The organism is Klebsiella sp. GFKo11 (assembly GCF_056490265.1).
Genome location: NZ_CM151369.1, coordinates 6,387,710 through 6,401,345, shown reverse-complemented (window position 1 = coordinate 6,401,345; position 13,636 = coordinate 6,387,710). Strand labels below are relative to the sequence as shown.

At 46.2% G+C, this 13,636-nt stretch carries 11 protein-coding genes and 1 pseudogene; 3 read left to right on the top strand and 9 right to left on the bottom strand.

Annotated elements, in window-relative coordinates:
- Positions 1-40: 40 nt before the first annotated feature.
- The 8 genes from pstB to AC07P6_RS30570 form a co-directional block, all read right to left on the bottom strand.
- Entirely contained in the window at positions 41-814 is a 774-nt protein-coding gene (pstB, locus tag AC07P6_RS30605) for a phosphate ABC transporter ATP-binding protein PstB (RefSeq protein ID WP_110276026.1), read from the bottom strand.
- Between the two features lie 47 nt (positions 815-861).
- Entirely contained in the window at positions 862-1,752 is an 891-nt protein-coding gene (pstA, locus tag AC07P6_RS30600) for a phosphate ABC transporter permease PstA (protein ID WP_110276027.1), read from the bottom strand.
- A complete protein-coding gene (pstC, locus tag AC07P6_RS30595; protein ID WP_110276028.1) occupies positions 1,752-2,711 on the bottom strand; it encodes a phosphate ABC transporter permease PstC in 960 nt (319 codons plus the stop codon). The genes pstA and pstC overlap by 1 nt, the downstream gene beginning before the upstream one ends.
- A gap of 125 nt (positions 2,712-2,836) precedes the next feature.
- Positions 2,837-3,877, bottom strand: a complete 1,041-nt coding sequence (gene pstS / locus AC07P6_RS30590; protein WP_434661005.1) for a phosphate ABC transporter substrate-binding protein PstS — start codon at positions 3,875-3,877, stop codon at positions 2,837-2,839.
- Positions 3,878-4,042: 165 nt separating this feature from the next.
- On the bottom strand, positions 4,043-5,080 hold the full coding sequence (locus AC07P6_RS30585; protein ID WP_478315365.1) for a fimbrial protein: 1,038 nt from the start codon (positions 5,078-5,080) through the stop codon (positions 4,043-4,045).
- A 15-nt stretch (positions 5,081-5,095) separates the two neighbouring features.
- A complete protein-coding gene (locus AC07P6_RS30580) occupies positions 5,096-7,624 on the bottom strand; it encodes a fimbria/pilus outer membrane usher protein (protein ID WP_478315364.1) in 2,529 nt (842 codons plus the stop codon).
- 21 nt (positions 7,625-7,645) lie between these two features.
- Complete coding sequence (locus tag AC07P6_RS30575) at positions 7,646-8,332, bottom strand: fimbrial chaperone (RefSeq protein WP_478315363.1); 687 nt, start codon at positions 8,330-8,332, stop codon at positions 7,646-7,648.
- 109 nt (positions 8,333-8,441) lie between these two features.
- Complete coding sequence (locus AC07P6_RS30570; RefSeq protein ID WP_478315362.1) at positions 8,442-9,017, bottom strand: chaperone-usher fimbrial major subunit; 576 nt, start codon at positions 9,015-9,017, stop codon at positions 8,442-8,444.
- A gap of 981 nt (positions 9,018-9,998) precedes the next feature.
- Between AC07P6_RS30570 and AC07P6_RS30565 the strand changes: the two genes are divergently transcribed.
- Entirely contained in the window at positions 9,999-10,238 is a 240-nt protein-coding gene (locus AC07P6_RS30565; protein WP_001353740.1) for a BrxA family protein, read from the top strand.
- Positions 10,239-10,425: 187 nt separating this feature from the next.
- Here AC07P6_RS30565 and intI2 read toward each other — a convergent pair.
- Positions 10,426-11,403 (bottom strand): annotated as a pseudogene (gene intI2, locus AC07P6_RS30560) (class 2 integron integrase IntI2).
- Positions 11,404-11,734: 331 nt separating this feature from the next.
- Here intI2 and dfrA1 point away from each other — a divergent pair.
- Positions 11,735-12,208, top strand: coding sequence for a trimethoprim-resistant dihydrofolate reductase DfrA1 (gene dfrA1 / locus AC07P6_RS30555; RefSeq protein ID WP_000777554.1), 474 nt, complete (start codon positions 11,735-11,737; stop codon positions 12,206-12,208).
- A 168-nt stretch (positions 12,209-12,376) separates the two neighbouring features.
- On the top strand, positions 12,377-13,492 hold the full coding sequence (locus tag AC07P6_RS30550) for an IS91 family transposase (RefSeq protein ID WP_478315361.1): 1,116 nt from the start codon (positions 12,377-12,379) through the stop codon (positions 13,490-13,492).
- Positions 13,493-13,636 lie beyond the last annotated feature (144 nt).

Sequence of the window (13,636 nt, the reverse complement as noted above, 5' to 3'; positions counted from 1 at the left end):
TGATTGCCCAATGGGTTAGAGCCTGAAAGCAGAAGGGCAATCAACCGTAGCGGCCAGTAATATAATCTTCAGTTTGCTTCTTAGCGGGCTTGGTAAACAGGTCGTCCGTGTTGCTGAATTCAATCAGCTCGCCAAGATACATAAATGCCGTATGGTCGGAGCAACGCGCAGCCTGCTGCATGTTGTGGGTCACGATAACGACGGTGTAATCCTGTTTCAGTTCGGTGATCAGCTCTTCAATGCGCCCGGTAGATATCGGGTCCAGCGCTGAGCAAGGCTCATCCAGCAGCAGGACTTCCGGACGAATCGCGATACCGCGCGCAATACACAGACGCTGCTGCTGACCACCGGAGAGAGAGTATCCGCTCTGATGCAATTTATCTTTGGTTTCATTCCACAATGCGGCCTTGGTCAAAGCCCACTGGACGCGCTCGTCCATATCCGCTCGGGAAAGTTTCTCAAATAGACGCACGCCAAAAGCGATGTTGTCATAGATAGACATCGGGAACGGCGTCGGCTTCTGGAATACCATGCCCACTTTCGCACGCAGCAGAGCGATATCCTGGGTGTTGGTCAGAATATTATCGCCATCCAGCAGAATTTCGCCTTCCGCGCGCTGCTCCGGGTACAGCTCAAACATCTTGTTGAACGTACGCAACAGCGTGGATTTACCGCAGCCTGACGGACCGATAAACGCCGTAACCTGGTTTTTGGTGATATCCAGGTTGATGTTTTTCAGGGCATGGAATTTTCCGTAGTAGAAGTTCAGGTTACGAACTGAAAGCTTACCCGGGGTTGCATTCACCATACTCATCTCGTTCTCTTCCTCATTCGACGCCGCATTTCGCCGCGCCGTAAAAATTAACCGTGTTTATTCTTCGCGAAAATAACGCGCGCCAGAATGTTCAGCAGCAATACGCACAGGGTGATAATCAATACCCCGGCCCATGCCAGTTGCTGCCACTCCGCAAACGGACTCATGGCAAATTTGAAAATGGTCACCGGCAGGTTAGCAATCGGCTGCATCATATCGGTGCTCCAGAACTGGTTGGAGAGCGCGGTAAACAGCAGCGGTGCCGTTTCCCCGGCGATACGGGCGATAGCCAGCAGGATACCGGTCATGATGCCGGATACCGATGCTTTCAGGGTGATAGCAGAAATCATGCGCCACTTCGGCGTTCCCAGCGCATAAGCCGCTTCTCGCAGGCTGTCTGGCACCAGTTTCAGCATGTTTTCCGTGGTACGAATAACGATAGGCACCTGCAGTAGAGCCAGCGCAATCACGCCTGCCCAGCCGGAGAAGTGCTGCATTTGCGCCACCACGATGGTATAGACAAACAGGCCGACAACAATCGAAGGTGCAGAAAGCAGGATATCGTTAATAAAGCGGATAACTTCGGCCAGCCAGGATTTACGTCCATATTCCGCCAGATAAATCCCCGCCATAATGCCCAGAGGTGTGCCGATAACCGTCGACCACAGGATCAACAGGCCGCTGCCCGCCAGGGCGTTTGCCAGACCACCACCCGCCGTATTTGGCGGCGGTGTCATTTCGGTAAACAGCGCCAGGCTCATGCCATCAATACCGCGGGTTACGGTAGACATCAGGATCCAGACAAGCCAGAACAGACCAAACGCCATGGTCGCCATCGATAGCGTCAGGGCGAGGCGGTTTTTCATGCGGCGTTTTGCCTGCATTTTACGGCGAGATTCCGCCAGTTCTGCAGTGGTTTGCAATTCGATCGTCGCCATTAGCGAGCCCCCTCATTCTTAGCCAGGCGCATAATCATGAACTTCGAGGCAGCCAGTACAATAAAGGTGATCACAAACAGAATCAGACCCAGCTCCATCAATGCTGCAACGTGCAGGCCGGTTTCCGCTTCGGCAAACTCATTAGCCAACGCAGAGGTGATACTGTTGCCCGGCATAAACAGCGAGGCGCTATCGAGCTGGTAGGTGTTGCCGATAATAAAGGTCACCGCCATGGTTTCCCCCAGCGCACGTCCCAACCCGAGCATTACCCCACCGATAACACCGTTTTTGGTAAAGGGCAGAACGATACGCCAGATAACTTCCCACGTCGTACAGCCGATACCGTAAGCGGACTCTTTCATCATCACCGGCGTCTGTTCAAAAACGTCACGCATAACGGCAGCGATATAAGGAATGATCATGATCGCCAGGATGACGCCTGCGGCGAGAATACCGATACCAAATGCCGGGCCAGCGAACAAAGCGCCGACGAAAGGAATGTTGGACAAGACGTTGCCAACGGGTTCCTGGAAGTAAGTCGCAAACAGCGGGGCAAAAATGAACAGGCCCCACATGCCGTATACAATACTGGGAATTGCCGCCAGCAGCTCAATGGCGATGCCCAGAGGACGCTTCAGCCAGGCTGGCGACAGTTCCGTCAGGAACAGTGCGATACCAAAGCTCACCGGTACGGCGATCAGCAGCGCGATAAATGAGGTGACCAGCGTGCCGTAAATCGGCACCAGAGCACCGAAAATCTGGTTCGGCGCATCCCACTCTTTGGTCCATAAGAAGGCAAAGCCGAATTTTTCAATGCTTGGCCAGGAAGAGATAATGAGGGAGACGATGATGCCGCCCAGCATCAATAGCACAATCAGCGCCGCCAGTTTTACCAGCACGCTGAAAATTATGTCACCCTTTTTCCCCGGAGGGTTGAATGCCGGCTTGGTTGCAGCCATAAATTACTCTTCAGTTTCGGGCCAGAAAAAACCGTAGTTTACTGATCTTTCTGGCAAAGGTAATACCATACCCTAAATAATTCGAGCTGCTGGAACATGGCCGGCAGCTCGATATTCCGCGGGTATTAGTACAGCGCTTTACCGCTGCTGTCTTTCACGTTGGTCTTCCATGCAGCGCGAACCTGCTCAACCACGCTATCCGGCAGGGATGCGTAGTCCAGTGCGTTTGCTTCTTTACCGCCGTTTTTATACGCCCAGTCGAAGAACTTCAGCACTTCAGCAGTCTGCTCTGGCTTAGTGGAAGCCTTGTGAACCAAGATGAAGGTTGTAGAGGTGATCGGCCATGCATTTTCACCTTTCTGGTTAGTCAAATCCTGTGCGAAGGATTTGCTCCAGTCGATACCTTTCGCTGCGTTAGCGAAGTTATCTTCAGTCGGGCTAACCGGCTTACCGTCTGCTGACAGCAGCTTGGTATAAGCCAGATTGTTCTGTTTAGCGTAAGCATATTCGACGTAGCCGATAGAACCCGGCAGACGCTGAACGAAAGCGGCGATGCCGTCGTTGCCTTTACCACCCAGACCGGTCGGCCAGTTTACGGTAGAACCTGCGCCAATTTTAGATTTCCACTCTTCGTTCACTTTCGCCAGGTAGCTGGTGAAGACGAAGGAAGTACCGGAACCATCAGCACGACGCACAACGGCGATGTTCTGAGAAGGCAGCTTCAAACCAGGGTTCAGTTTGGTGATGGCTTCATCATCCCACTTCTTGATTTTACCCAGGTAGATGTCACCCAGCGTTTTACCGTCAAGCACCAGTTCACCTGATTTGAGACCCGGGATGTTCACCGCCAGCACCACGCCGCCGATAACGGTCGGGAACTGGAACAGGCCTTCCTGAGCCAGTTTGTCGTCAGCCAGAGGAGCATCAGAAGCACCGAAATCTACGGTGTTGGCAGTGATTTGTTTTACGCCGCCAGAGGAGCCGATACCCTGGTAGTTAACTTTGTTACCAGTTTCTTTGTTATAGGTATCTGCCCATTTGGCATACACCGGCGCGGGGAAAGTTGCACCTGCGCCAGTCAGGCTTGCTGCTGCAAAAACAGAGAAAGCGCTCATCGATAAGGTCGCGGCGACAACTGTTGCGACGGTGGTACGCATAACTTTCATAATGTCTCCTGCTGGATTCGTAAATCATTGTTTCGAAGCTATGGTGAGCAAAATAGGACAAACAGGTGACAGTTATATGTAAGGTTTATGACAGTTTGATGACACAGAATAATCAGGTGTAATAGAAGTGAAATTTTAGTGGCCGCGAATACGGCCACAACAGTATTAGTTTTTAATTTCCATAGTAATAGTAACATTCGCATCAAACGTGCTCGGCTGCGGACGGGTTCCCGTCGCGCTGGCAGGCGCAGCAGAAAAATTAAACTCGCCATTCTCCTCGCCCAGACGAGAACGAGTCCCCATATCGGTTTCCATACGCCCGCCGTTCACGTCCACTTCATTATTGTACTCATCGTACATCTTGATGCCGACATCTGCGTTTGTCGTCTCAATCACCGTTGGCAGCGATCCCGCTTGCGTGGCATGCAACGATACTTCAACATCCTGGCCCGCAGACATTCCCGTACATTTTACCGATGCACTTATCGGTATTTTTCTGTCGGTTATTGCAGTACCTGGCGTCGCCGAAAACTCCGATGCAGGGATCTTACCGAAATTAACTTCGATAGTTTGTCCACCGTTAACAATACACTCCTGAGGCGCTGTGATATCACCTTGAATATACACATCAGAAAGTATGTGGGTATTCCCCGAGCTTATAGATGATGTTGTTGCATATAAAGATGCTAGTAAGGTTGCTGGTATTGTCACTGTACCAATAAAAGGCTCTTTTATATAAAAATAAATAATGGCATCCGATCCGCTTGTAAAAGTCGTTATCTTTTTGTTATTGGTGCAAGTATAAGAACCATCTGGGTTATTAGGCTGATCAGCGAATGGTACATTAATATACCCACGACCAAAAATTTCAATGGATAGCCCGACATCAAGATACTCATTCAAATTATAGTATTGAACATTATTTCGAGATGACATTTTTTCTAAGGCTGGGTTACTCTCAGCAGTGTAGTAAGCATAATTATAGTTTCTGTTGCAATGGCAAACACCGCTATATTGCTCACCATTATTGACATTTTTGTTAACAGTTTGCCCAGTTTTGTTTTGTGCCGCACTAATTTTTGTCCCGGAAAAAACCAATACACTATGATGAGTGCCACCATCGGCTTCACAGTACGTATCCGCAGCAATTGTATGAGTACAAAGACAAACTAGCAACAAAGGTAAGTATTTTATGATTTTCAATTTAGCATCCCTATCTCATTTACAAATCACGGGTATTTGTATAAGCGCATTATCCCTCGGCTCCGCGATATGATAATCCACTGAACATGTTTTTTGTCCCATAACGCTGAAATGCCCTTCCAATGGCATGCCTGATAGATAAAGTTCACCATTATCCCCAACGATACCTGTCACGGTCCCTGATTCGAGGTCTGCAGTCGCCATTGCACCGAATGGCGCAGGTTTTCTATCAATCTGCGTCACGCTAAACAGCACTCGATATCCAACATGGGTGACAAATGCGGCTTTTACTACCGCCCCTCGTGTTGGAACCAGGTTTACAACGGTATTATCCAGTTCAACGTTCGCTTTAGCGAAATAATCACTATTAATCGCTACCCGGTTCTCATCATACGGATTGAGCTGAGTTTTCACCGTATAGCCGCGCCAGTCCGTCGCTACACCAGTGGCGTTTTCAACCGATAGTCCATCCGCGCCAGGCGCTTCTACCAACGCGACCGTTTCCCCCAGTTCCTGAGAGAATGTGACGCCGCCGCCATGAAGCAGAATTCCACCGCGGGCACCGTAGTTAAGCGTCTGCGAATCGCGGCTATAAGCATAGCTACCGTTCACCGCACCATAGGTTCCGCTATAGTTAAGGCTTGCGTTGCTGCTGTAGGTATCTTCCGGCGTACTGGTCCACGATTCCTGGACGTTATAGGAAAGGTTATGCCCTTCCAACAGCGTCCCGCCAATCCCAGCCTGCATGGTGCTGTCATTTTGGTTATTCTGCGTCATTGAATAGTTGACGTAGCTGCTATTCAACCAGCCAGAAAGCGGAATGGAAACCGAGAACATGAAGATTTGTTCATGTCCATTGTCATCGTTATTATTATCATCGCTATAATGCTGGTTGCCCGTATAACGATTGATGGAATCGGTATAGTTCCACGACACGTTCCATGATATTTGCCGCCAGTTATTGCTATAGCCCAGTTGCACCAGACGCTCCACTTCATCTGTCTGCCAATATTCCTGGCGACTGAGCGTCAGGTAAATATTTCCCCGACCTCGACCAAACGATTGAGACCAGCTACCCTCAACACGACTGCGGCGGTTACCCATAACCCAAAAATCGGCACCATCATCTTGTCGTGACGCCCACTCATCGAGGGTATAGTAACCCTTGGTTGAATAGCGGTAGCCCACCAGGCGGAAATTGGTATCTGTCTCATCGAAGCGTTTGGAATAGAGAAAACGGTAGGACTGACCGCTTTCGTCTTCGCCATCATCGAAATGTGAGCGCGCATGGGTGACGTCAAACGATATGGCGCCGATCGCGCCCATATCTTTCCCCATCCCAAAGGCAGCAGCAGCATAATCTTCAGCAATCTGCGTCCCACCGTATAATGTTAAACCCCAAGGTAAACCATGTAGAGCCTGCGCCTGGATGACATTGGGAGTAAAGCCACTTTCATCACGCATCTCCCCAACGCTGATATCAAAATCGGTCTGGCCTTCGCGTTTCAATATAGCCAGCGACGCATAAGGTTGGGTAAAGTGCTGTTCGCTGCCGTCTTCTTCTTTAATGGTGACATCAAGATCACCGCCGCCGCTGGCAGTATTCAGATCAGTGATCTCAAAAGCGCCCTGCGGTACGGCAGACTGATAAATCACATATCTATTTTGCCTAATAGTGACCGTCGCGTTACTTTTTGCCACCCCACGAACTACGGGTGCAAACCCATTCTGACTCGACGGCAGCATGTCATTATCGGTATACAGCCTGACTCCGCGGATTTGAGAGCTATCAAACACATCGCTCGCAGTCCAGGTATCTCCGACCATAATCTGGCTACGCAATGCAGCTATATCCCGTTGAACATAGCTGCTGATTGAGTGATATTCCGCATCGCTGCCCGTTGCGTTCAACGTGCTATAGTTACGTAGCCGCCACGCCCCAAGGTTAATACCGTTTCGTAGGTTAAGGTAATAAGTATCGTCATTTCCTGAATCGTAGTTTGATTTAACTGTATGCGATCCAGAAAAGTCATAGTTGACCATTATCGCATTTATGCCCTCATCCCAACGGGACGGGCTGATATAATCGTAGGCGGCGGTATTCAAATAAATCTGCGGGATGGTAATATTTAACGCCAGTTTATTGGCATCAAGCAACCAGGTCGAACCATCAATTAACGGTACGGGGTTTACACAGGTTTTATCGTCAACATTTTGTAATGACTTTACGGCATCAACCTTCACGCCATAGGAGGACAATATCTCCTTAACAGCAACAAAGCAGGGATGTAGATCGGCGTCCGGTTTATCCTGAATAAATTTAACATCCCGCCGCTCAAATAGTTTACCGTTAATCAACACATCTACCTTATAGTCACCGGGCGGCAGCGCATTCGAGCGGTTGAATTGATGGATATCAACATCAACAGGATGATCAATTTCCAATAAATTGGGGTTAAACAGGCTATCTCTGGCTATGGCGTGAGTAGTCATTCCCAGACAAGCGCCTGACGCCATCGCGAGATAAAGATGCAAGCGAATCATTGAGATATCCTTATCGGGGAATTAAAGTGCCTGCTTTACAGGTTCACTAATCGCACCATAATCATTGATAAAACGCCAGACAAGCGAATGACCCGAAACACCAGCAGGCAATGCCAGTGTTAATGTTTCAAAAGGTCGAATCATATTAAGAGGAACATCTTTCCCATCAATAGTAACGTCCATAATATTCATATGGATAGGGTTTGAGTTTTCTACAACTAACTGATTCCCTTTTTTATGCCACTTTACCTTCGCCACGGCTTTTTCCGGCGTAAGCTTGATAGAGGCTGGACGCCAGAACATTTTAATTCTTGTTTTAATGGCTATTTCCAGCGTACTAACATCTTTTTTATTACTTGATGGCGGAATGTTTTTCACATTCAGCCAAAAAACAGACTCCCGATCTTTTGGGAGTTCACCAGCAACCTTGACAATGCGTAATATTTTTTCCTGCCCGGGTTCAAGGCGAGAGACTGGGGGGATAGCCGTAAAAGGCGGCTTACTTTTATCATCTTTATTAAAAGGGTCAACCCAGACCTGGATGAGATAAGGAAGTGTAGTTTCTTTATTATAAACAGAGATAGTTGTGTCCGGAGCATTGCCTGGGAAAATGACACGAGTACCACCCACCACAATCCCGGCAAAAGATGACATGGTATAAAAAAACACCATCATAGTAAAAATGAATTTAGCTAGCCGTGTAATCATATATTTACTATCCCTGTAAAATTAAAAATGACGCCGTTCGATCGGCACAAAGCCTTAATGACCGACGTCATATAATTAATAAAAAGAATCAATAGAATTGATATTTATATTATTTAACGTATTCGATGGTGAACTGTGAATCTGCGTTAGCAGTACCTGGGGTGACTGTAGCGCTGGTTGCAATATAACGAGCAATAAACTGCATCGTCGCCGTACCACCCACCGTATCAATATCACTGTAAGCGGAATCATCACGCAGTTTTACCTGGGAGCTGTCAGCACGGTTATAAATACGAATCGCTACACCGGTTGCCGTTGTTGCTGAGCCGTCACCGGTATAATCACCGGGGGCACTCGTTGTTGCCGGGTCGCCAACAGCCAGGTCACCGTTGCCATCGGAGGCTTCAACACCGTCAAAACGAACAGCTGCTTTACTGTATGTTGCAGGGCATTTTTCCAGATCAATCTCGAAATTAGCTGGTGCAGCAGTACTACCAACACCAGTAAATGTTGTACGGTTAACTTTGCCCAGATCAACGTTTTGATCGGCAGTATCCGCAGTCACCTCACAGGTACTATCAATAACTTCACCACGGAAGTGAACAGTACCATCAGATGCCAGAGCATGACCAGCCAGCACTGTAGAAGATAAAACCAATGCGCTAGCAATAATTTTCAGTTTCATTATGACTCCATTAATATATTATATTCCCGTGTTTTACGTATAAATAAATAATAAAACACACCATCCTTAAGACAGCGAAATACTACTCTGAATTAACGAACAGACAATAATTAAAACTTTAATTCGAATTAACTAAATATAAATAAATGACAGAAAGAAATACAACCTCTTTAATATATTATTTTTCATTATAGACAAAAAAAGCCATCTTGAATGCTATTCATTTATTTTTAGGAATACATCAATATTATTATTCAACAATATTAAAAAGAGCGTATTTTTTAATCAAAAAAAACATTTTACTCATTGCTATGATAAATGTGTTTAGATATATGTTTAATCGCATAAATATATCAATCACGCTAAAAACCGCATATTGTGTAACATTTTATTTCAAAGTTGAAAAAAGATGGAGGAATTAAGGAGGAGTGAAGAAGAAAATAGAAAAAAAGAAGGCTGCCAGATTAACAGCTGTGGGCGGACAAAATAGTTGGGAACTGGGAGGGGTGGAAATGGAGTTTTTAAGGATTATTTAGGGAAGAGTGACAAAATAGATGGGAACTGGGTGTAGCGTCGTAAGCTAATACGAAAATTAAAAATGACAAAATAGTTTGGAACTAGATTTCACTTATCTGGTTAACTAATCTAGCTAACCTGCCGCTCAGCTTAGTACGATCCTATATCCAACTGATCATAATCCTTTCATCAGTATCCCAAATTAAATCCCCCTCCTAGACTGCCTCACCAACACTTTACAGTGATCCCGTATTTCCGGACAGGTGATTGATTTTTTTCGCTTGTACAGGTGTTAAGCCACAGTTATCTTGATGTGGACATTATGCATTGTAATAGCCCATTAACATGCGCTAAGAGCATAAATTAATATACAGTAACAAGCATTACGAGGTGCTAATGTTTGGAAAGCAGCCTCTTCCAACTACAATAATAAGTTAACTATCCTCCACCCACAAATAATTACAAATGACCCCTTTCCGCTATAACTCCGATCTCACCAGCGGCTCGCTACAAACCCGAGAGTGTCGCATTATTACTGGCTTGTTACTCCAAGAGCTTGATGAAGCTGCCTGGGATAAAGCCATGTATAAGGAAAATGTGCTTCAGAAACGCACGCAATCTACGGTAAGACGTATTTCTTCAGCGCTTAGAAAACGCCTAGAACACCTAAGCTCTGACTTTTGGGCTTTTGCGTTTTTATGTTAGGCATTGTCTGGCAACTGGAGGAAGTGTAATGACCATGAATGGTCACTGTGATTGACAGTATCTTGCTTAAACTTATCTGAACAATGGTAGAACTGGCTCATATTTATCCCCTCTATGATTGTTTATCTTTTTCACCATAAAAAGTATCAGGGGCTACTCAGGGCTACATAAAGATATTTATCTACTTTTACTGATTGATAAGTAGCATCAGTCCATCCGCAGGACTGGTGGTGCCGGCAAAATGCTGACCCAACACATGCGTATAGATTTGCGTGGTCTTAACATCGTTATGCCCTAAGAGTTCTTGCACAGTGCGAATATCACGCCCCGCTTGTAATAGATGCGTAGCAAACGAGTGACGAAATGTATGACAAGTGACACGCTTGCTAACGATGCCTGCTTTTTGTACGGCTGCCTTCAATGCCTTTCGCGCAACGGAGTCATGCAGATGATGGCGGCATAATTTGCCGTTATACGGGTGGTTGCAGAGCGTGCTGGAGGGAAAGACAAACATCCACGCCGCTTGTCGATAAGCAGAAGGGTATTTGTGATCTAAAGCAAAAGGCAGCGATGGCCCTACGCCTTGTAAGTTGTCGTCTTGCTGAATAAGCCGCGCTTGCTCAATGAGTTATTTTATTGCTGGGATTAGGCGCGTGGGCAGTAGGCTGTTTCTGCTTTTCCCACCCTTACCGTCATGCACAGTGATGCAGCCATTATCAAAATCAAAATCTTTAACCCGCAAACGCAAGCATTCATTAATGCGCAAACCTGCACCATACAGCAGCGTAAAAATAACTTGGTTGCGAGTATCCATAACCTGCAAAATGCGTTGCACTTCATTTGCAGAGATAACAGAGGGTAGCCGTCTAGGCTTGCTTGCAGGGATATAATCAATATCGCCCAACGGCTGTTGTAAAAACCTGTTGTACAAAAAAGCTAGGGCATTTAAAGCGATTTTCTGCGTGTTTATGGCTACATGTCTGCTGTTTGCTAAGCTGGATAAAAACAGCCTGACCTCTTCACTGCCCATGGTCTGAGGATGACGTTTTTTGTGAAACAGAATAAAACGCTTAATCCAGTGCAGGTAAGTTTTTTCAGTTTTCAGCGCATAACCTTTTTGTCGCATATCCGTGCGTATAGAATTTAAAAATGGACTGTTAGACATAAAACGCTCCTTGTCTTGCAACTGTCTGCCTATACAGCCTATTCTAGCTGGGATTTAAAAAAGTGCCTGTTTTTTACGCCTAGAGATGCTTGTTTACCGGTAGAGTTTTAATTTAATGCTAAATAAATTAAAATGTTATGAGTTCTTTGGGTGAGATAATGTGCATCGTGCAAGCAGGATAGACGGCATGCACGATTTGTAATAACAGAGTGTCTTGTATTTTTAAAGAAAGTCTATTTAATACAAGTGATTATATTAATTAACGGTAAGCATCAGCGGGTGACAAAACGAGCATGCTTACTAATAAAATGTTAACCTCTGAGGAAGAATTGTGAAACTATCACTAATGGTAGCTATATCGAAGAATGGAGTTATCGGGAATGGCCCTGATATTCCATGGAGTGCCAAAGGTGAACAGCTCCTGTTTAAAGCTATTACCTATAACCAATGGCTGTTGGTTGGACGCAAGACTTTTGAATCAATGGGAGCATTACCCAACCGAAAGTATGCGGTCGTAACACGTTCAAGTTTTACATCTGACAATGAGAACGTATTGATCTTTCCATCAATTAAAGATGCTTTAACCAACCTAAAGAAAATAACGGATCATGTCATTGTTTCAGGTGGTGGGGAGATATACAAAAGCCTGATCGATCAAGTAGATACACTACATATATCTACAATAGACATCGAGCCGGAAGGTGATGTTTACTTTCCTGAAATCCCCAGCAATTTTAGGCCAGTTTTTACCCAAGACTTCGCCTCTAACATAAATTATAGTTACCAAATCTGGCAAAAGGGTTAACAAGTGGCAGCAACGGATTCGCAAACCTGTCACGCCTTTTGTACCAAAAGCCGCGCCAGGTTTGCGATCCGCTGTGCCAGGCGTTGAACTTGCCTCGCAGGCTCGGGGAAGTGAATTCACCATCAAGTGTAGCTGGATAAATATACAGTGGTGTTCTATATTTTTTAGATGGACAAACTGACACTACAAAAGCTGTTTCGAGCGCAATTGGCTGAGGCAGCCCCCGCACTTAACATCCCCTTGTATCAACTCAAGGCGGCACAGGCGATCAGCGGTTGTCGTACCGAAGCGATGGGTAGCCATGGGCAATATTGTAGTAACGGTCATCTCTGCGGAGTCTTTTATAACTCCTGCCGGCATCGGGGCTGTCCGCAGTGCCAATATACGGCGAAAGAGCGGTGGTTAGCGCAGTGGTCAGCGCGACTATTGAATGTGCAGCATCACCATTGGATCTTCACCGTACCGCACGAACTGCTGGGTTTATGGCGATATAATCGTGAATGGTTTCAGGATCAAATGTATCTTGCGGTGTCGAAGACGCTTAAGCAGCTCAGTCGTGCTGGTGGTCATTTAGGAGCCCAACCTGGCTACTTATTAGCCCTGCATACATGGGGCAGAAATCTGAGTGAACACCCGCATATTCACTGCCTGATCACCCACGGTGGTGTGAGCGATTCGGGAAAATGGCTCAGTCCTAAGCGAGCGATAATGTTTCCGGTAAAAGTCATGCGGCGTCTATTCCGGGGCAAATTTTTGGCTGCTACAAAACAAGCGTTAGCCAATAACGCACTGACGTTCCCACCAGATCAGCAAACAACGGAACTGATGAACTTGAGCAATAAGCTAGGACGAATAGACTGGCAGGTTTATGCCTGTGCTCCTTATGCTCACGGTGTGGGCGTCGCTAAATATTTAGCTCGGTATATGCGCGGCGGTGCGATCAATAACAAACAGCTCATTGCCGTGAAAAATAATATGATCACGTTTAAATATAAATCACACCAAACCAAAAAGACTGAACGACAGCAAGTTAGCCTGCCAAATTTTACGCGTATGGTATTGAAGCACTTGCCCTTAAAAGGCAAACCCACTATTCGCTACTACGGGATATATCATCCAACTGTGGTTGAAAAGTTAAATGTGGCAAGAGCACAATGTAAACAAGCGCAGTTTATTACAGCCCAGTTGCCAACATGGCAAGCAATGCTAAATAAGCTAGGCATAAGATTAATTTGCCCAATATGTGGTGTCACAGAACGAATAGCGGCGGCCCCGCTTAAATGATAACTGGGCTGGTACTTAAAATCCGTACTCGACGCGGAGCAATATAGTGTGGGTAAAGGACTCAACTCATGACAATAAGCGTGGTGATAATAGTGAGTGGTTGTTACTATCCGATTATAAATCATGAGTTTGGCGACTGATAAT

What these genes read in the sequence shown, in the direction of transcription:
- AC07P6_RS30565 (WP_001353740.1), top strand. Translation starts at nt 9,999, where the DNA reads ATGACCCCTTTCCGCTATAACTCCGATCTCACCAGCGGCTCGCTACAA.
- AC07P6_RS30575 (WP_478315363.1), bottom strand. Translation starts at nt 8,332, where the DNA reads ATGATTACACGGCTAGCTAAATTCATTTTTACTATGATGGTGTTTTTT.
- pstB (WP_110276026.1), bottom strand. Translation starts at nt 814, where the DNA reads ATGAGTATGGTGAATGCAACCCCGGGTAAGCTTTCAGTTCGTAACCTG.
- pstA (WP_110276027.1), bottom strand. Translation starts at nt 1,752, where the DNA reads ATGGCGACGATCGAATTGCAAACCACTGCAGAACTGGCGGAATCTCGC.
- pstS (WP_434661005.1), bottom strand. Translation starts at nt 3,877, where the DNA reads ATGAAAGTTATGCGTACCACCGTCGCAACAGTTGTCGCCGCGACCTTA.
- pstC (WP_110276028.1), bottom strand. Translation starts at nt 2,711, where the DNA reads ATGGCTGCAACCAAGCCGGCATTCAACCCTCCGGGGAAAAAGGGTGAC.
- AC07P6_RS30580 (WP_478315364.1), bottom strand. Translation starts at nt 7,624, where the DNA reads ATGATTCGCTTGCATCTTTATCTCGCGATGGCGTCAGGCGCTTGTCTG.
- AC07P6_RS30550 (WP_478315361.1), top strand. Translation starts at nt 12,377, where the DNA reads ATGGACAAACTGACACTACAAAAGCTGTTTCGAGCGCAATTGGCTGAG.
- AC07P6_RS30570 (WP_478315362.1), bottom strand. Translation starts at nt 9,017, where the DNA reads ATGAAACTGAAAATTATTGCTAGCGCATTGGTTTTATCTTCTACAGTG.